At 69.3% G+C, this 16,294-nt stretch carries 18 protein-coding genes; 8 read left to right on the top strand and 10 right to left on the bottom strand.

The window, feature by feature from the left end; translation table 11 throughout:
• The first annotated feature begins 5 nt into the window (after nt 1-5).
• Nucleotides 6-314: a DUF6881 domain-containing protein gene (locus tag AC1DCG_RS01085; RefSeq protein ID WP_477028362.1), complete on the top strand. Its 309-nt coding sequence runs from the start codon at nt 6-8 to the stop codon at nt 312-314.
• A 186-nt stretch (nt 315-500) separates the two neighbouring features.
• On the opposite strand, the gene AC1DCG_RS01090 is transcribed toward AC1DCG_RS01085, so the two are convergent.
• Nucleotides 501-800, bottom strand: coding sequence for an AzlD family protein (locus tag AC1DCG_RS01090; RefSeq protein ID WP_165261507.1), 300 nt, complete (start codon nt 798-800; stop codon nt 501-503).
• Entirely contained in the window at nt 797-1,573 is a 777-nt protein-coding gene (locus tag AC1DCG_RS01095; RefSeq protein ID WP_477028361.1) for an AzlC family ABC transporter permease, read from the bottom strand. Before AC1DCG_RS01095 ends, AC1DCG_RS01090 begins: the two co-directional genes overlap by 4 nt.
• A 140-nt stretch (nt 1,574-1,713) precedes the next feature.
• On the opposite strand from AC1DCG_RS01095, the gene AC1DCG_RS01100 reads away from it, so the two are divergent.
• Entirely contained in the window at nt 1,714-2,172 is a 459-nt protein-coding gene (locus tag AC1DCG_RS01100; RefSeq protein ID WP_116490302.1) for an Lrp/AsnC family transcriptional regulator, read from the top strand.
• 168 nt (nt 2,173-2,340) lie between these two features.
• Here AC1DCG_RS01100 and AC1DCG_RS01105 read toward each other — a convergent pair whose 3' ends face one another.
• Together AC1DCG_RS01105 and AC1DCG_RS01110 are read right to left on the bottom strand one after the other, a co-directional pair.
• Nucleotides 2,341-3,465 (bottom strand): NADH:flavin oxidoreductase/NADH oxidase, encoded by a 1,125-nt coding sequence (locus AC1DCG_RS01105; RefSeq protein ID WP_477028360.1) that lies wholly within the window; start codon nt 3,463-3,465, stop codon nt 2,341-2,343.
• A gap of 116 nt (nt 3,466-3,581) precedes the next feature.
• On the bottom strand, nt 3,582-4,100 hold the full coding sequence (locus AC1DCG_RS01110) for an SRPBCC family protein (protein WP_477037126.1): 519 nt from the start codon (nt 4,098-4,100) through the stop codon (nt 3,582-3,584).
• 107 nt (nt 4,101-4,207) lie between these two features.
• Here AC1DCG_RS01110 and AC1DCG_RS01115 point away from each other — a divergent pair, with 107 nt between their 5' ends.
• Nucleotides 4,208-5,110 (top strand): LysR family transcriptional regulator, encoded by a 903-nt coding sequence (locus tag AC1DCG_RS01115; protein ID WP_477028358.1) that lies wholly within the window; start codon nt 4,208-4,210, stop codon nt 5,108-5,110.
• Here AC1DCG_RS01115 and AC1DCG_RS01120 read toward each other — a convergent pair.
• Both AC1DCG_RS01120 and AC1DCG_RS01125 read right to left on the bottom strand, forming a co-directional pair.
• The gene (locus AC1DCG_RS01120; RefSeq protein WP_477028357.1) at nt 5,107-5,769 is read right to left on the bottom strand and encodes an ankyrin repeat domain-containing protein; all 663 of its coding nucleotides are present in this window, start codon (nt 5,767-5,769) and stop codon (nt 5,107-5,109) included. The two genes, AC1DCG_RS01115 and AC1DCG_RS01120, sit on opposite strands and share 4 nt — an antisense overlap.
• Before the next feature lie 2 nt (nt 5,770-5,771).
• The gene (locus AC1DCG_RS01125) at nt 5,772-6,278 is read right to left on the bottom strand and encodes a DUF805 domain-containing protein (protein WP_477028356.1); all 507 of its coding nucleotides are present in this window, start codon (nt 6,276-6,278) and stop codon (nt 5,772-5,774) included.
• A gap of 146 nt (nt 6,279-6,424) precedes the next feature.
• Between AC1DCG_RS01125 and AC1DCG_RS01130 the strand changes: the two genes are divergently transcribed.
• Both AC1DCG_RS01130 and AC1DCG_RS01135 read left to right on the top strand, forming a co-directional pair.
• Nucleotides 6,425-6,814, top strand: coding sequence for a BlaI/MecI/CopY family transcriptional regulator (locus AC1DCG_RS01130; protein ID WP_165261521.1), 390 nt, complete (start codon nt 6,425-6,427; stop codon nt 6,812-6,814).
• On the top strand, nt 6,811-8,127 hold the full coding sequence (locus AC1DCG_RS01135) for a M56 family metallopeptidase (RefSeq protein WP_477041342.1): 1,317 nt from the start codon (nt 6,811-6,813) through the stop codon (nt 8,125-8,127). Before AC1DCG_RS01130 ends, AC1DCG_RS01135 begins: the two co-directional genes overlap by 4 nt.
• Nucleotides 8,128-8,213: 86 nt before the next feature.
• Here the strand turns inward: AC1DCG_RS01135 and cobS are convergent, their stop codons facing one another.
• On the bottom strand, nt 8,214-9,221 hold the full coding sequence (gene cobS, locus AC1DCG_RS01140; protein WP_165261525.1) for a cobaltochelatase subunit CobS: 1,008 nt from the start codon (nt 9,219-9,221) through the stop codon (nt 8,214-8,216).
• 264 nt (nt 9,222-9,485) lie between these two features.
• Nucleotides 9,486-9,857: an RcnB family protein gene (locus tag AC1DCG_RS01145; protein WP_165261527.1), complete on the bottom strand. Its 372-nt coding sequence runs from the start codon at nt 9,855-9,857 to the stop codon at nt 9,486-9,488.
• A 162-nt stretch (nt 9,858-10,019) separates the two neighbouring features.
• On the opposite strand from AC1DCG_RS01145, the gene AC1DCG_RS01150 reads away from it, so the two are divergent.
• The gene (locus AC1DCG_RS01150) at nt 10,020-10,754 is read left to right on the top strand and encodes a phosphatase PAP2 family protein (protein WP_477041343.1); all 735 of its coding nucleotides are present in this window, start codon (nt 10,020-10,022) and stop codon (nt 10,752-10,754) included.
• On the opposite strand, the gene AC1DCG_RS01155 is transcribed toward AC1DCG_RS01150, so the two are convergent.
• Nucleotides 10,751-11,182, bottom strand: coding sequence for an SRPBCC family protein (locus tag AC1DCG_RS01155; protein ID WP_477028352.1), 432 nt, complete (start codon nt 11,180-11,182; stop codon nt 10,751-10,753). The genes AC1DCG_RS01150 and AC1DCG_RS01155 overlap by 4 nt on opposite strands.
• A 372-nt stretch (nt 11,183-11,554) precedes the next feature.
• The gene (locus AC1DCG_RS01160) at nt 11,555-12,124 is read right to left on the bottom strand and encodes a DUF427 domain-containing protein (protein WP_477028351.1); all 570 of its coding nucleotides are present in this window, start codon (nt 12,122-12,124) and stop codon (nt 11,555-11,557) included.
• 200 nt (nt 12,125-12,324) lie between these two features.
• Here AC1DCG_RS01160 and AC1DCG_RS01165 point away from each other — a divergent pair, with 200 nt between their 5' ends.
• Both AC1DCG_RS01165 and AC1DCG_RS01170 read left to right on the top strand, forming a co-directional pair.
• On the top strand, nt 12,325-14,226 hold the full coding sequence (locus AC1DCG_RS01165) for a peptide MFS transporter (RefSeq protein ID WP_477028350.1): 1,902 nt from the start codon (nt 12,325-12,327) through the stop codon (nt 14,224-14,226).
• A gap of 316 nt (nt 14,227-14,542) precedes the next feature.
• The gene (locus AC1DCG_RS01170) at nt 14,543-16,294 is read left to right on the top strand and encodes a flavin monoamine oxidase family protein (protein ID WP_477028349.1); all 1,752 of its coding nucleotides are present in this window, start codon (nt 14,543-14,545) and stop codon (nt 16,292-16,294) included.

The raw sequence follows: 16,294 nt of genomic DNA on the forward strand, positions 1-16,294 counted from the left end.
CCGCCATGAGCCTTTCCCACTACCGTTGCGACTGGACCCACGCCCACGCCGACGAGCCGGTCACCCTGTTCTACGAGGTCGACGACGAAGGCCGCGTGCTGCGGATGGTCGACATCTACCGCGACGGTCGCCGCGAGCGCGACACGGTCGCCAACTATTTCGGCCCCGACGCCGAGAACCTGACGGACGGCGACTTCTTCGAAAGCACCGAGAACCTGCGGGCGGGCTACGAGGCCGTCGACGGCGACGAGCGGATGTCGCTGGTCCAGGTGGACGCCGCGGCCTTCGACGCCGCCTGGCGGCTGGACGCTTAGGTCTCACTGAAGCCCAAAGAAACTTGTCATCCCGGCCGGAGGAGCGCGTTAGCGATCCGCAGAGCCGGGATCTCTCACGTCGGCAGGCTCGGCAAGCGTGGGAGGTCCCGGCGCTCCGCTTCGCTACGGCCGGGATGACAGGCAATATCGTGCGATGCCCTGGGCTTGGGCGATGGGTTAGGGCCTCTAGCCCAGCAGCCAGCGCAGCCCGCCGGCTGCGATGACGCCGATCGGCACGACGGCCAGCATCGGCAGGCGCAGGGCCGCCAGGAAGGTGACGGCCAGGGCCAGCAGGTCGGCCGGGCGCGGCGAGACGAAGTGCGGGGCGATCACCGCGATCAGCACGCAGCCGGGCGCGGCCTCCATCACCGCCGTGGCGCGCGGGCCCAGCGTGCGGTTGCGCAGCACCAGATAGCCGCCGATGCGGGTCAGGTAGGTGACGGCGGCCATGGCCAGGATGGTCGCCAGGACGGGCAGCGAGATCATGCGGCGGCTTCCTTCCTGTTCGGCGCGGCCCACAGCCAGGCGGTCAGCAGGCCGGCCAGCGCGCCGGCCGCCACCGTCCAGGCGCCCGGCGCCAGAAGGTGGCCGCTCGCGGCGACGGCCAGGCTGACCAGCCAGGGGCGGGCGGCCCGGAAGCTGGTCCACATGCCGCGCAGCAGCACCAGGAAGATCGCCGGGAAGGCCATGTCGAGGCCGAGGGTCTCGACGTTCCCCAGCACCGGCCCGACCATCGCGCCCAGCGTCGTGAAGGCGATCCAGGCCAGCCACATCGGCAGGGCGACGCCCAGATAGTGCGCCAGGCTGAAGGTCCCGCGCGCCTTGGCGTCGGCCAGGGCCATGGCCCAGCTTTCGTCGCACATCAGGAACAGCGCCGGCAGCACCCGGCGCTTGGGCAGGGTCTTGAGGAACGGCGCCAGCGCCGCGCCCATCAGCAGGTGGCGGCTGTTGACCATCAGGGTCACGGCTGCGATCAGCAGCAGGTGCGGCGGCGAGGTCCACAGGCCGATGGCCGCGAACTCCGATCCGCCGGCGAAGTTCAGGCCGGTCATCAGCGGCGTCTCGACGACGGACAGGCCCTTCTGGGCGGCCTGGGCGCCCAGCACCAGGGCGAAGGGCGTGAACCCGGCGGTCACCGGCAGCGAGGCCAGCAGGCCGCGCCGAAATTCGGATCGCGATCGGTCGCGCCCGGACTCAGGACGCAGTTCGGAGAGCCGCTCGCCAGGCATGGCGGCGGGAGCGCAGGTTTCGATTGTCATGGGCGACCGGGGGAGGGCGGTTGCGGGAAGGATTGGCAGCCTAGCGCAAACCCTGCGCAATCGGGTTGCGATCATGCTCCCATATGATCGATGATTGGCATCAGAGCGAAGCTGATCGCCAAATCTTGGTTCTGGATTCCATGAAGCTGGACGACATCGATCGCCGCATCCTGCGCGAACTGCAGAAGGACGGCCGCATCCAGAACGCCGAACTGGCCAAGCGGGTGGGCCTGTCGCCCTCGCCCTGCCTGCGCCGGGTGCGGATCTTGGAGGAAACGGGGGTCATCGCCCGCTACGTGGCCGTGGTCGACGCGGCCAAGGTGGGGCGGGGCCAGACCTTCTTCACCCGCATCTGGCTGAACTCGCAGCACGAGGACGCCGTCGACCACTTCGTGGCCGAGATCAACAAGATGCCCGAGGTGGTCGAGTGCTACGTCATGCTCGGCGACTGCGACATGCTGCTGCGCGTGGTCGCCGCCGACATCGCCGCCTATCGCCGCTTCCAGGCCGATCACCTCAGCCGCATCCGGGGCGTGCTGAACGTCAAGACCGACATCCCGGCCCAGACCGTGAAGCAGACCTTCGCGGTGCCGCTCTAGAGTTTCACCTTCTCCCATAGGGAGAAGGAGGGGCCCGCGCTGTCAGGCGTGGGAGGATGAGGGGTTACGCCTTCAACCGGCGTGCCGGCACGCCGTCGGGCGCCGTCACCCCTCACCCTCCCGTCGCGATGCGACGGGGCCCTCCCTCTCCCCTCCGGGAGAGGGTTGTTATTCCGCGGCCGCCGCCAGTTCGGCCGCCGGGCGGTACTTGTCGAGCCAGTGCGCGTACGGGGCCGGGAGCGTCGCCCAGGTAGGACGATCCACGCCCAGGATCTGGGCCAGTTCGTAGGGGTAGTGCGGGTTGGCCAGGTGGGCGCGGCCGATCATGACCAGGTCCATCTGCTCGCTGGCGACCAGGCTTTCAGCCAGCTTGGGCGCGTCCAGGCCCCAGGACGAGGCCACCGGCAGGCCGGCTTCCTCGCGCACGCGCTTGGCGATCGGGCCCAGGAACGGCGTGCCCCACGGAATGCTGGTGTTGGGGATGGTGAAGCCGACGCTGACGTTCAGCAGGTCCAGGCCGCCGGCCTTCATGCGGCGGGTCAGGTCGATCGACTCGGCCAGGGTCTGCTCGTCGTGGCCGTCATATTCGAGCACGCCGAAACGGGCGGTCAGCGGCAGGTTCTCGGGCCACTCGGCGCGGACGGCCGCCAGGGCCTCTTCCATGAACCGGCCCCGGCCGTGCGCGTCGCCGCCGTACTGGTCGGTGCGGTGGTTGGAGTGGTGCGAGAAGAAGCTCTGGGCCAGGTAGCCGTGGGCGAAGTGCAGCTCCAGCCATTCGAAGCCGGCCTCGCGGGCGCGGCGGGTCGCGGCGGCGAAGTCGGCCTTGACGCGCTCGATATCGGCCAGGGTCATCTCGCGCGGAACCTTGGGCAGGCCCGCGCCATAGGCGATGGCCGAGGGGGCGATGGTCTCCCAGCCGCGCGGATCGCCCTCGGCGATGTGGTCGTCGCCTTCCCACGGACGGTTGGCGCTGGCCTTGCGGCCGGCGTGGGCGATCTGGATGCCGGGGACGGCGCCGGCCGCCTTGATGGCCGCGGCGATCTTCGCCAGGCCTTCGGCCTGCTCGTCGGTCCAGATGCCGGTGCAGCCGGGGCTGATGCGGCCTTCGGGCGAGACGGCCGTGGCCTCGACGATCACCAGGCCCGCGCCGCCGCGCGCCAGGCCGGCGTAGTGGGGCAGGTGCCAGTCGGTCGTGACGCCGTTCTCGGCGCTGTACTGGCACATCGGCGGAATGGCGATGCGGTTGCGAAGCTGGGCGTCCTTCAGGCGGAAGGGCGTGAACAGTGCGGACATGCGGGCGGGTTCTTTCGGGGAGGAAAGGGAATGGAGGCGGCAGAGGTGTAGGCCCGACCGGTGCGTCTCAAGTGCCGTTCGGGCGCAAGACCTGTGCCTTGGGGGCACAATGTCCGTTATTCGAGCGGCGCTCGCGAGCGCGCCGCGCGGGCCAGGCCGTCGAGCCAGGCCTGGTGGGCGTTGAGCATCGGGTTGGGCAGGGTGGCCGCCAGGTCGCGGGCCGGCCCGCCGTTCTGGGTCTCCTGGGTCAGGATCCGCAGGCGGCCGCCCGGCAGGTCTTCCAGCAGCCAGGCGTGGTGGACGTCGAGCCGGGCCTCGCCTTCGCCCTCGACCCAGCCGCGCCAGGCGATACGGGCCGGATCGCCCGCGACCGGCGGGACGAACTCGACCACCCGGCCTTCGACGGGGAAGCCGAAGGTGGTGAAGGAAAAGCGGGCGCCGTCCGCCAGCCTTGGGCCGGGAACGTCGTGAAACGCGATGTCGGCGGCGTTCTCGTAGTAGGTCGGCCAGGCCGTGGCGGTGGCGAGATAGGGCCAGGCGTCGGCGGCGGTCAGGTCTGGGACGATGATCTCGTTGGAGACGAAGTTGTCGGTGGTTCCGGGCAGGTAGCCCTCGGGCCAGCGGATGGCGTGCATGGGGGAAGCCTTCAGGCGGGGCGGGGCGGGGAGGCCCCTGGACCCGGTGAGGGATGCGCCCTAAGCCGTCATAACGCCAATCGTCATTCGATATCGGATTCATCAGCGTGCGCGATATCAAAACCCTGGATCTCAACCTGCTGAAGACGTTCGACGCCCTGATGGACGAGCGCAGCGTCACCCGTGCGGCCGAGCGCCTGGCCCTGACCCAGCCGGCGGTCAGCGGCATGCTGGCGCGCCTGCGCGAGGGGTTCGATGATCCGTTGTTCGTGCGCGCCCAGCGCGGCGTCACCCCCACGGCGCGGGCGCTGGAGCTGGCCGGGCCTGTCAGGCAGGTGCTGGCCGAGGTCGAGGCCTTGCTGCGCCCTGCGGCCTTCGATCCGGCGACGGCCAGCTTCACCCTGACCCTGGCGGCGACCGACTACGCCCTGCAGGCCATCGTCGCGCCGTTCATCGCCGCCCTGCGCGCCCGGGCCCCGAACATGGTCGTCGCCGTCAGGCCGATGGAGGACGCACGGGTGCTGACGCAGTTCGAACGGGGCGAGGTCGACATCGGCTTCATGTCGCCCGAGACCCTGCCGCAGAGCGTGCATTCGCAGCGCCTGTTCGACGAGTCCTATGTCTGCGCCTTGCGCGCCGACCATCCCGACGCCGCCGGACCGATCCTGCTGGATCGGTTCTGCGAACTCGACCACGCGCTGGTCTCCTATTTCGGCGAGCCGTTCTTCGGCCCCACCGACGCCGCCCTGGCCAAGCTCGGGCGGCGGCGAAAGGTGGCGCTGTCGGTGACCAGCTTCCTGATCCTGCTGAAGCTGTTGCGGACCACCGACCTGATCGCGGTCGCGCCGCGGCGCCTGCTGGACGACGCCGAGGGCCTGGTCTTCCGCGATCCGCCGGTGGCGATCCCCGGCTTCACCAAGCTGGCCGTCTGGCACGAGCGCACCCACCGCGATCCCGGCCGCCGCTGGGTGCGCGAGCTGCTGTTCGAGATCGCGGGCGACAAGGCCTAGGGCAGCAGGGCGGCCACGGCGTGGTGGCCGGCGTCCTGCGCCACCTTGCGCGCGGTGCGGCCGCTGTCGTCCTTCAGCGACGGATTAGCGCCGTGCGCCAGCAGCCAGCGGACGGACTGCGCTTGCCCGAACTGCGCCGCGCCCATCAATGGGGTGAAGCCGCCGTCGGGCGCCTGCAGATCGATCTTGCCGCCGTGCTTGAGGCAGAGCTCCAGCGCGGCGATGTCGCCCAGGGCGGCGCTGCCCATGAAGGCGCTGGCGGCGCTCTGGTTGAAGTAGTTGGGGTCGGTTCCGTGGGCCAGCAGATAGGCGCGGATGGTCGCCGGATCCGCGGCTGGGCCGCCCTTGATCGAGTGGATGTCGCCGACGACCATGAAGGCCGTGTCGCCATAGGCGTTGAGGCCGTTGGGATCGGCGCCGGCCTCGATCAGCATGCGGACCATCTCGAGGTCGGCGTGGCTGGCGGCCAGGGCCAGCGGCTTGCAGATGTCGTAGGGGCCGCAGGGCGGTTCCAGGTCGGGCTTGGCGGCCAGGGCCTCGCGCAGGGCCGCGACGTCGCGCGCCAGGATGGCGGCCTTGGTCGCCTCCTCGGCGGAGGGCGCGCAGCCCGTCGTCAGGATCGCGGCGACAACGGCGCCGGCCAGTTTCCAGCGGGTCATGCTCACGCCTCCGGGCCGTAGCGATTGTCGTCGGGCTTGCCCGCCCGGCACAGCAAGACCACCAGCATGACCAGCGAGGCCATGTAGGCCAGGTTGTTGGCGAACAGCGGCAGGAACAGGAACATGGTCGTCTCGTCGCCGGCGATCGCGCCTTCGAAGAAGACCGGGAACAGCGCCAGGCCGATCGCCAGGAACACCGCCGGAGGCAGGCCCCAAAGGCCCGAGCGGCCGATGTCGTGCAACCGACGGGTCACGGCGGCCGCCAGCAGGGCGACGATCGCGGCCGTGCCCGCGCCCATGATCCAGAAGAAGGGGCGGAAGCCCGAGCCGCCGTCCGCGAACGGATCGGCCGCGACGAAGGCGGCCGTGAAGATCGGCAGAATGGCCAGGTTCATCCCGATCAGGCCGCCGATCACGACGAAGCCCGCGAACGGCCAGAACCGACCGCGCCGGTCGCGGCCTGAAAACCGGCAAAGGTTCGAGAAGCCGTGGCGGATCGAGGCGAGCATGAACGCGCTCCAGTGAAGCTTGCGCCAGCCTTAAGCGCCGTTGCCGCTGCAAGGCAAGCGGGTCTTCCCTGGCTCGGAGATCGCCGGTTGACTTTGAGGGCGCTACAAATGTAGCGTCATCGCTAATGAAGTCGTGAGGCAAACGCATGGGTGATCCGTCCGAACTGGAACTGGAGGTCATGAAGGCCTTCTGGCGCGATGGCGCGATGAGCGCGCGCGAGGTGCAGGCCGCCGTGCAGGCCTCGCTGGGCTGGAGCGGCTCGACCACCCGCACGGTGCTGGAGCGCATGGTCGCCAAGGGGCTGCTGGAGCGCGGCGCCGTGCACGGCCTGGCCGTCTATCGTCCGCGCAAGGCCAAGGTGGCGGTGATCGGCGGGGTGCTGCAGCGCCTGCGCGGCCTGCTCGACATCGACGGGCCGCTGCCGGCCTCGGCCTTCTCGGGCAGCCAGTTGCTCAGCGCCGCCGAACTGGACGAGTTGCAGGCCCTGCTGGCCGCCGCCGACGACCAGGTCCGCGACGAGGAGCCTTCGAAATGAGCCCCCTGCTCGCCGCCTTCGGCTTCGGCCTCGTCGCCGCCTTTCCCGTGGGGGCCCTCGGCTTCCTGCTCGGCTGGAGTGTCGAGGGGCTGACGCCCGCGCCGCGCGTCCGTGCGCTGGTCTGGGGCCTGGCCTTCCTGCTGCCGGCCGCCGTGCTGGCCGCCACCCTGCTGGGCGCGGCGATCCCGCTGCCCCAGCAGCCGCGGGTGCTGCTGCCGGCGCCGCTGTCGGTCGACCTGACCGAGTTCAGCGGGGTCGACGCGGGGCGGCCCCGCTACTGGGCCGCCTCGGCCGCCTGGATCGCCGGCGGGCTGCTCGCGCTGTCGCTGGTCGGCGTGCTGTTCAGGGCGACGGGCTGGCTGCTGGCTCGCGGGCGTCTGGCCGCGGTGGTCGCGCGGGCGAGGCCGGCCGACGCCGATCTCGCCCAGGCCGTCGCCGTCGAGGCCGGCGCGCTGGGCGTGGCGCCGCCGCGGGTGCTGGTCGGAGCCGGCGTGGCCGAGCCGCTGCTGGCGGGCGTGCGCCGCCCGGCCATCCTGCTGCCGGCCGGACTGGTCGAGACCCTGCCGCGCGAGACCCTGATCCGGATCTGCCGCCACGAACTGGCCCACCTGGTCCGCCGCGACAACCTGCGCCTGCCGGTCGAGGAACTGCTGGCCGGCCTCTTCTGGCTGTCGCCGCTGACGAACCTGCTGCGCCGGCGGATGCTGGCCGCCCGCGAGGCCGTCTGCGACGAGATCGCCGTCGGCGCCGCCCCGCCCGAAGCGCGCCGGGCCTATGCCCAGGCCCTGGTCGACGTGCTGCGCCAGGCCGCCGCCGACCCTTCCCTGCACCCCGCGTTCACTGGCCGAGAAAGGACCCCGACCGCCATGCGCCTCGACTCCATCCTGCACCCCGCCGCGCCGATCTCCGGCGCCCGCCGCATCGCCGTCGCGGCCCTGACCCTGCTGGTCGCCGGCGGCGGCGTCATGGGCGCCAACGCCCTGGCCGACGAKGCCCGCCACGCCCAGCCCCGGCCCGAGGCGGCGCCCGCCCGGTCGGTGTCGCTGCCGACGATCAGCCTGCCTTCGGGGGCCACCTTCAGCCCGGTGCGGATCGAGGCCGACAGCATCGAGACCTTCAAGGACAAGCCCGATCGCGTCGTCTACCAGGGCGACGTGCACGTGAAGGGAAACACTGAAAGCACCGAGTTCCGGCTCGACGGCAAGCCGGCGCCGGCCGGCTTCAACCCGCGCGACCTGCCGCCCGGCGCGGTCAAGCGCATGGAGATGTTCCGCGAGGGCGACCGGACGATCATGGACCTGAAGACCAACTAGGCTGGAAGCGTCCCGAAAACGAAGAAGGCGGCCTCTCCTGCGAGGGGCCGCCTTCGATCGTTTTTCCAAGGTTCTGGAGGCGGGTCTTACGCCACCTTCACCCGGGCGGCGCTTTCCGGCAGGTCCTGGCCGAAGGCGCGCTGGTAGAACTCGGCCACGGTGGGGCGCTCGAGCTCGTCGCACTTGTTGAGGAAGGTCAGGCGGAAGGCCAGGCCGATGTCGCCGTCGAAGATCTCGGCGTTCTGGGCCCAGGTGATCACCGTGCGCGGGCTCATGACCGTCGAGATGTCGCCGTTCATGAAGGCGTTGCGGGTCATGTCGGCCACGCGGACCATGGCCGCCAGGGTGCGCTTGCCCTCGGCGGTGTCGTAGTGCGGGTTCTTGGCCAGCACGATGGCCGCCTCGACGTCGTGCTCGAGGTAGTTCAGCGTGGTGACGATCGACCAGCGGTCCATCTGGCCTTGGTTGATCTGCTGGGTGCCGTGGTAGAGCCCCGTGGTGTCGCCAAGACCGATCGTATTCGTCGTCGAAAAGAGACGGAAGTAGGGATTGGCGCGGATCACCCGGTTCTGGTCGAGCAGGGTCAGCTTGCCGCCGGCCTCCAGCACGCGCTGGATGACGAACATCACGTCGGGACGGCCCGCGTCGTATTCGTCGAACACCAGGGCGATCGGGCGCTGCAGGCTCCAGGGCAGGATGCCTTCGCGGAATTCGGTGATCTGCTTGCCGTCCTTCAGGACGATGGCGTCCTTGCCGACCAGGTCGATCCGGGAAACGTGGCTGTCGAGGTTCACGCGGACCAGCGGCCAGTTCAAGCGCGCGGCGATCTGCTCGATGTGGGTCGACTTGCCAGTGCCGTGATAGCCCTGGACCATCACCCGGCGGTCCTTGGCGAAGCCGGCGCAGATGGCCTTGGTCGTCTGCGGGTCGAAGCGGTAGGCCGGATCGATCTCGGGCACGTGCGGATCGCGGTGCGAGAAGGCGGGCACCTTCATGTCGCTGTCGACGCCGAACGCGTCGCGCAGCGTCACCCACTTGTCCGGGACCAGGGTGATCAGGGGATCGGCGGCGTGGCTGTCGGTCAGTTCGGGCATGGGTTTTCGATTAGCGCTCCGCCCCTGGGAGGGGAAGGGGGAATTGCTCGAAACTGATGCTCCAGCCCCAAAGGGACCTCCCCCCGTGGGGGAGGCGATCGCATGGCGATCGGTGGGGGGAGTCTCGCCTGGACGGTTCAATTCCGCGGCGGTTGAAACCATCCCCCCACCGGCCTTCGGCCGCCTCCCCCAGAGGGGGAGGTTCCCTGAAACAGAAAAGGGCGGCGGATTGCTCCGCCGCCCTTCGCCTGGGACTGGAAAGCCCTAGTTGTTGGCGATGATCACCGAGGCGATGATGCCGGTGGCGACCGCGGCCAGGATGTACTGGTCGTTCACGCGCTGCCAGCGGTAGCCGCGGGGCGGGGCGCGCAGGCCGTGGCGACGGTAGTCGCTGACGTAGTAGCCGTTGCCGCGATAGCGGGCGTCGAGGCGTTGGCCCTTGGCCCAGCGGCGGTACTCGCGGCGATCTTCCTTGCGCTCGTAGCGAGCCTGGTCGCGGCGGCCCTTTTCGTAGGCGCGCTGCTGCTCGTAGCGGTCGTGACGGTCGTCGTGACGGGGCTGGGCCATGGCGGTCCCCGACAGGGCGGTCCCGGCCAGCAGCGAGGCGGCGACGGCGGTGATGATGAGACGTTTCATGACAAGTCCTTTCCCTTCGATGCCTCCACCTTAGTGAGGTCGATTTGGACTGGTGATGAACGAAGCAACTCAGGAACGGTTCATGTTTCTTTCATGAAACATTGTAGCTATACACGACGAATACCGGTTGCGGCCGATCTGCTTTTCGCGCGTTGAGGGTGCATGCCGCTCAAGCTCCGCCTGAACCCCCGTCGCGATCTGCCCCTGCTGCTGCGGTCCGCCCGGCGCGAGATCGCCGCCACCGCCGCCCTGCTGGTGGCGGGCCTTGGCCTGCTGGCCTTCCTGAACATCGCCGACGAGGTGGCCGAGGGCGACACCCGCGCCCTCGATTTCCAGATCCTGCAGGCGCTGCGCGTGCCGGGCCAGCCGCACCAGCTGATCGGTCCGGAATGGCTGCACACGGCCGCCGCCGACGTCACGGCCCTGGGCTCGGTGACGGTGCTGACCCTGCTGGTGCTGCTGGCCCTGGCGATCTGCGCCAGCCTGCGCCGCTGGGCCGAGGCGCTGGTGCTGGTGGTCGGCGCGGTGGGCGGTGTCAGCATCAGCCAGGGACTGAAGCACCTCTTCCTGCGCGAGCGGCCCGATCTGGTCTATCGCGCCGTGGAAGCGGCCAATCCCAGCTTTCCGTCCGGCCACGCCATGCTGTCGGCGGTGGTGTTCCTGACCCTGGGAACCCTGGCCGCGCGCTTTGCGCCCAGGCGCCGGGTCAAGGCCCTGGCCCTGGCGTCGGCGGTGTTCTTCTCGGTGCTGGTGGGGCTCAGCCGCGTCTATCTCGGCGTCCACTGGGCCAGCGACGTGCTGGCCGGCTGGTGCGTCGGCGCGGCCTGGGCCATGGCCTGCTGGCTGGCTGCCTGGGCCTGGGCGCGGTTCTTCCGCTCGCCGCTGGCGGAGGATTAGGCCCTCCCCCTGAAGGGGGAGGATTGTTCCAGCCTGGCCTTCAGCGCCTCAAGGTCGCGGGTGACGGCGGCGGCGTCGCGCTCGAAGGCGGCGTCGTCCATGTCGGGCAGGCGAAAGAGCGTGAGGGTCGCCTCGGCCCCGTCGCCGTTGGCCACCACGCGCAGGGGGACGGAGATCTCGGTTCCGTCCGGCAGGATCACCCAGTGGTCGAGCACGCCGAACGGGTTTGCGGGAGAGAACCGCACGCGGACCTCGCCGGCGGGGGTGTCGGCGATCCACACGCCGTCTTCGTCGGCCGATCGACGCAAGCCGTCGCCCAGGCCCGCGGCCCATTCGGACATGTTTTCGGGATCGGCCGCATAATCGTAGACGGCGTCGGCCGGGCGGGCGACGCCGATAGTGATCGGGCGGCAGGGATGCACGGTCATGCGACGCTCCTCGTCATCGGCGAAGGAACGCGCGGGCTGACAGCCGTTTCCGTGAAATCAGAAGAGGACGGTGGCCAAGGCGATAAGGCCGGCCCAGAGCACGATGCTGGCGCCGACGACGGCGACCCGGCTCCAACGGACTCGGCGACGCGAGGGCGCGGTATCGGGGCGCGCCCCCATGCTGAGATAAGCCATGTCTTCCTCCCCCGCCTCTGTTCTCCCTCGGGGGCGGGAGCGGGCGGTTTCATTTGATACGATCTCCTGGGTTGCAACGCTTGGCAAGGGCCAACGGAGCCGCGCAGTCACAAAAATGTGCGTTACCACACAGGGGGTTGCGTCGACTCCCCGACTTGGCCGCTCGCCGCCGGGCGCTCAGATCGATCCGGTCCCATGATATGGGCGGCCGACCACCTGGTCCTCGTCGCCCTCCCAGGCCTCGTCGTCGGGCATCGAGACGTTGGCGTCCCAGTGCTCGGCCTGGCTGGAGCCCGAGCCGCTGTCGGTGTGGCGCACGATCTCGTCGATGTCGCGGGCGTTGCGCGGAGCCGTCCCGGGCGGGATGACCGCCGTTTCGGCCGGGCTCGGCGCGTCGTTCTGGAAGTCGACGTGCTGGGGATAGAAGGCCAGGCGTCCGGCCAGGCGCTCCATGCCCGGCAACGGGGCCTCGTAGGACCACACCGCGTCCTCGATGATCTGGCCGTCGCGATAGATCGTGTAGTAGCTGGCCGAGCCCTTGTAGGGGCAGCGGGTGGTCTTGTCCGAGCGGCGCAGGAAGGCCATGGCCACGTCGTCGCGCGGGAAGTAGCGGACGGGCGGATAGTCGGCCTCGCGCAGCACCAGCACGTCGTCGCTGTCGGCGATTTCGTGGCCCTCGAACAGCACGCGGACGCGGCCGCTTTCGCGGGCGCAGGTGATCGGATGGTTGGGGTCTGACGATTGCATGGGCGTTCCCCAGGCGTTGAAGGTGTCGTTGCGGAACTTGCAGCCAATGAAACGCGCGGCGCGCCCCAACCGCTCCCTCCCGGCAAGCCTTTGCTTGTGAAACGGAAAGCCGCGTGATCTTCTCCCCGCGAACCGGGGAGGGAAGGGCGAAACGACCGTTGGTGTCGCCCTATCTGACTTGAATATAGTCAAGGTCGAGAATGAATAGCATTGTCGTTGTCGCCGGCATTCTCGTCACGTTGGTGACGGGCCTGCCGGTCTTTTTGCAGCTCATCAAGGAGCACCCGAAGGGGCTGATCATCCTGTTCTTCGCCGAGATGTGGGAGCGGTTCTCCTACTACGGCATGCGGGCCATCCTGATCTTCTATCTGACGCAGCACTTCCTTTTCGACCCGAAGGTCGCCAACGGCCATTACGGCTCCTATACCTCCCTCGTGTACCTGCTGCCGCTGATCGGCGGCTTCCTGGCCGACAAGTGGCTGGGCACCCGCAAGGCCGTGGCCTTCGGCGCCATCCTGCTGGTCGCCGGCCACCTGGCCATGGCGGTGGAAGGCAAGCCCGCCACCCAGACCCTGACCTATGCCGGCCAGACCTACAGCTTCCAGGCCGAGGGCCGTGGCGGTGAACGGGTCGCCAAGCTGGTGGTCGCGGGCAAGCCCTACGACGTCTCGGCCACCAAGGCCGGCGACTTCGAGATCAAGGACCTGCCGGCCGCCGCGCCGCTGCCCGCCGTGCTGCCCAAGGGCCAGTACCAGCTGGGCGTCGAGGGTCGTGATCCGACCTACCTGAACATCTTCTGGCTGGCCCTGTCGCTGATCATCGTMGGCGTCGGCTTCCTCAAGCCCAACATCTCGACCATCGTCGGCCAGCTGTACCCGCAGGGCGATCCGCGTCGCGACCCGGGCTTCACCCTCTACTACTACGGCATCAACCTCGGCTCGTTCTGGGCCTCGATCCTCTGCGGCCTGCTGGGCATCAAGGTCGGCTGGTGGGCGGGCTTCGGCCTCGCGGGCCTGGGCATGCTGGCCGGCTTCGTCGTCTTCGTGCTGGGCAAGCCCTGGCTGCTGGGCAAGGGCGAGGCGCCCGAGCCCAAGAAGCTGAAGGAGAAGGTCGCCGGCCCGCTGACCCGCGAGCACGTGATCTACGCCCTGTCGCTGGTAGGCGTGCTGGGCGTGTTCTTCCTGGTCCAGCGCAGCGCCATCGTCGGCGTGACCCTGGTGGCCGGCATGATCGGCTCGATCGGCTACGTCCTGTGGTTCATGTTCGCCAAGGTGCAGAAGGTCGAGCGCGAGCGCCTGGCCCTGGCCCTGTTCCTGATCTTCGGCGCGGTGGTGTTCTGGACCCTGTTCGAGCAGGCCGGCTCGTCGCTGAACCTGTTCGCGGCCACCAACGTCAACCTCAACCTGACCTCGGCCCCCGTGCAGTGGTTCGGCGGCGCGGTGACCTTCGCCACGCCCGCCCAGCTCGCCGCCGCCGCCATCGACCCGGCCAAGACGCTGTGGATCGATTCCAGCTTCAACGCCGCCCAGACCCAGGCCCTGAACGCCGGCTGGATCCTGATCTTCGCTCCGGTCTTCGCGGCGCTGTGGACCTTCCTGGGCCGCCGCGACAAGGATCCGAACCCCGTCGTGAAGTTCGGCCTGGCGCTGCTGCAGGTGGGCCTCGGCTTCCTGGTGCTGCAGTGGGGCTCGACCTTCGCCGACGGCGCCTTCCGCATGCCGCTGTTCTTCCTGGTGCTGATGTACATGCTGCACACCACCGGCGAGCTGTGCATGTCGCCCGTGGGCCTGTCGCAGATGACCAAGCTGTCGCCGGCCTCGATGGTGTCGTTCATCATGGCCGTGTGGTTCATGGCCGTGGCCATCGCCCAGTACGTCGGCGGCTTCATCGCCGGCCTGACGGCGGTGGAAACCGTCGGCGGCCAGGTGCTGGACCCCGAAGCGGCGCTGCGCACCTCGCTGCAGGTGTTCAACGTCATCGGCCTGATCGCCGCGGCGATCGGCGTGCTGTTCCTGATCGCCTCGCCCTTCCTCAAGAAGTGGTCGCACGGCGCGGACGAGCATCACGCCGCCCCGACCGATACCGCCACGGTCGCCGACTGATCCCGGCGACCCGGACTGAAGACGAAGGCCCCGGAGCGATCCGGGGCCTTTTTCTTTTGATCCTCCCCCGCAAGCGGGGGAGGTGGCGCGGTGCGGATACGCACCGTGACGGAGGGGGCGAGGGGCAGAGCGCCGAGCGCGCGGCCGCCCCCTCCACCGGCTTCGCCGGTCCCCCTCCCCCGCAGGCGGGGGAGGAGATGGCTGCCGTTTTTCTTCGTTACCTGTCGGGTTTCGCACAGCCGCCCGTTCGACGGTCGCGCGAAGTGGCGGCGATGCACGTCAGGGTCGCGTTGGCGGCCGAACGGGGGAGACGGCCATGGGAACGACCTACACGATCTTCGGCGCGGGGCCGGCGGGCCTCTACACGGCCTGGCGGCTGGTCACCGGCGGCAAGGCCGTCGCGGGCGATGTGATCCAGCTTTACGAGTGGGGCGACTACGCCTTCGACGGGCCGGGCTCGGGCACGCGCCTGCCGGCGGGCCGCATCGTCACCCACTTCTGCAACGACGATCCGCGCCAGTCCTACATCGAGGCCGGCGGCATGCGCTTCATCCAGTGGGACGCGGCCAAGAGCGAGGGCCACCAGCTTGTGACCCTGACGATCGAGGCGCTGGGCCTGGCCGGCAAGATCATCGACTTCAACACCACCGACAATCCGCTGCTGTTCCTGCGCGAGGAGCACATCTACCAGAACGACCTGGCGACCCATCCCGCGCCCTACAACACGCCCGGCAACAACGAGAAGCCGGCCGCCACCCTGTTCTCGAACATCTCGGCCCTGATCACCGGGAACGCGCCGGTCTCGACCCGCTCCCAGCAGTGCGCCTTCTACGGCTCGGGCCGGTTGCCCGACACCTTCAACTCGTTCGTCTATCCGCCGGGCTCGATCGCCGGTAACATCGGCTACTGGAACGTCTTCTACGACCAGGCCGGCAACGAGGGCTACGAGTACGCCGCCGACGCCGGCGGCTACACCTCCAACGTCATCAACTGGAACGCCGCCAACGCCGCCGTCTACAACGGCGAGTTCGCGCCCGGCGGGGCCTTCAAGACCCTCAGCGGTGGCTATTCCCAGGTCTTCGTCGAGCTCTATCAGCAGACCCTCAAGGCCGCCCAGGCCTCGGGCGTGACCTTCGACCTGACCCAGCGCACGCGCCTGCACTCGATCTGGCTGGAGGGCGAGACGGTCAACTACCGCCTGGCGTCGGCCGAGACGCCGTTCAAGGGCGGGGCGGTGCAGACAACGCAGAACGCTTTCCTGGCCATGCCGCCGGCCTCGCTGGACCTGGTGGCCGAGGCCACCCAGTACGCCGACATGCCCGACGGCACGCTCGACATCCTCAACGCCGAGGGCGTGCAGCTCTATATCGACGGGGTGATCCGCCAGCCGTCGATGCGGGTGATGCTGTTCTTCGACCGCCCGTGGTGGAACGATGCGGACGTGCCCTATCCGCCCAGCCTGACCGGGGCGCCCAACACCTTCGGCCCGACCATCACCGACCTCCCGCTGCGCCAGGTCTACTACTTCGGGAACAACAGCGACGGGGCGGAGAACCCCGCCTACGGCGTCCTCGCCTCGTATGACGACATGCAGTACGTGCAGTTCTGGCAGGAGCTGGAGGTCGACGTCACCGAGCGCCGCAAGGTGCCGATCGACCAGGACCACCAGGTGCTGTTCGGCCCGCGCAAGGCCACCGACACCATGATCCGCATGGTGCTGCTGGAGCTGGCCAAGGTGCACTGGGGCGATCCCAACGCCGCCCACCAGATCCCCTGGCCGGTCGAGGCGATCTTCAACGACTTCTCGTTGAACCCGTTCGGGGCCGGCTATCACGCCTGGGCCGCGCACTACGACATCTGCGACGTGATGCAGCGTATCCGCCAGCCCACGGGCCTCGTGCCCGGGGCGACGGCGGCCAACCTGTTCATCATCGGCGAGGCCTATTCCAACGACCAGGCCTGGGTCGAGGGCGCCTTCTGCACGGCCGAGTCGGTTCTGGTCGACTATTTCGGCATGACCACCATCGCCGACACGACCAGCTATCCGCTGATCTGCAGCTGCGGGTGA

The sequence above is a fragment of the Caulobacter sp. 10L414 genome (assembly GCF_056395525.1).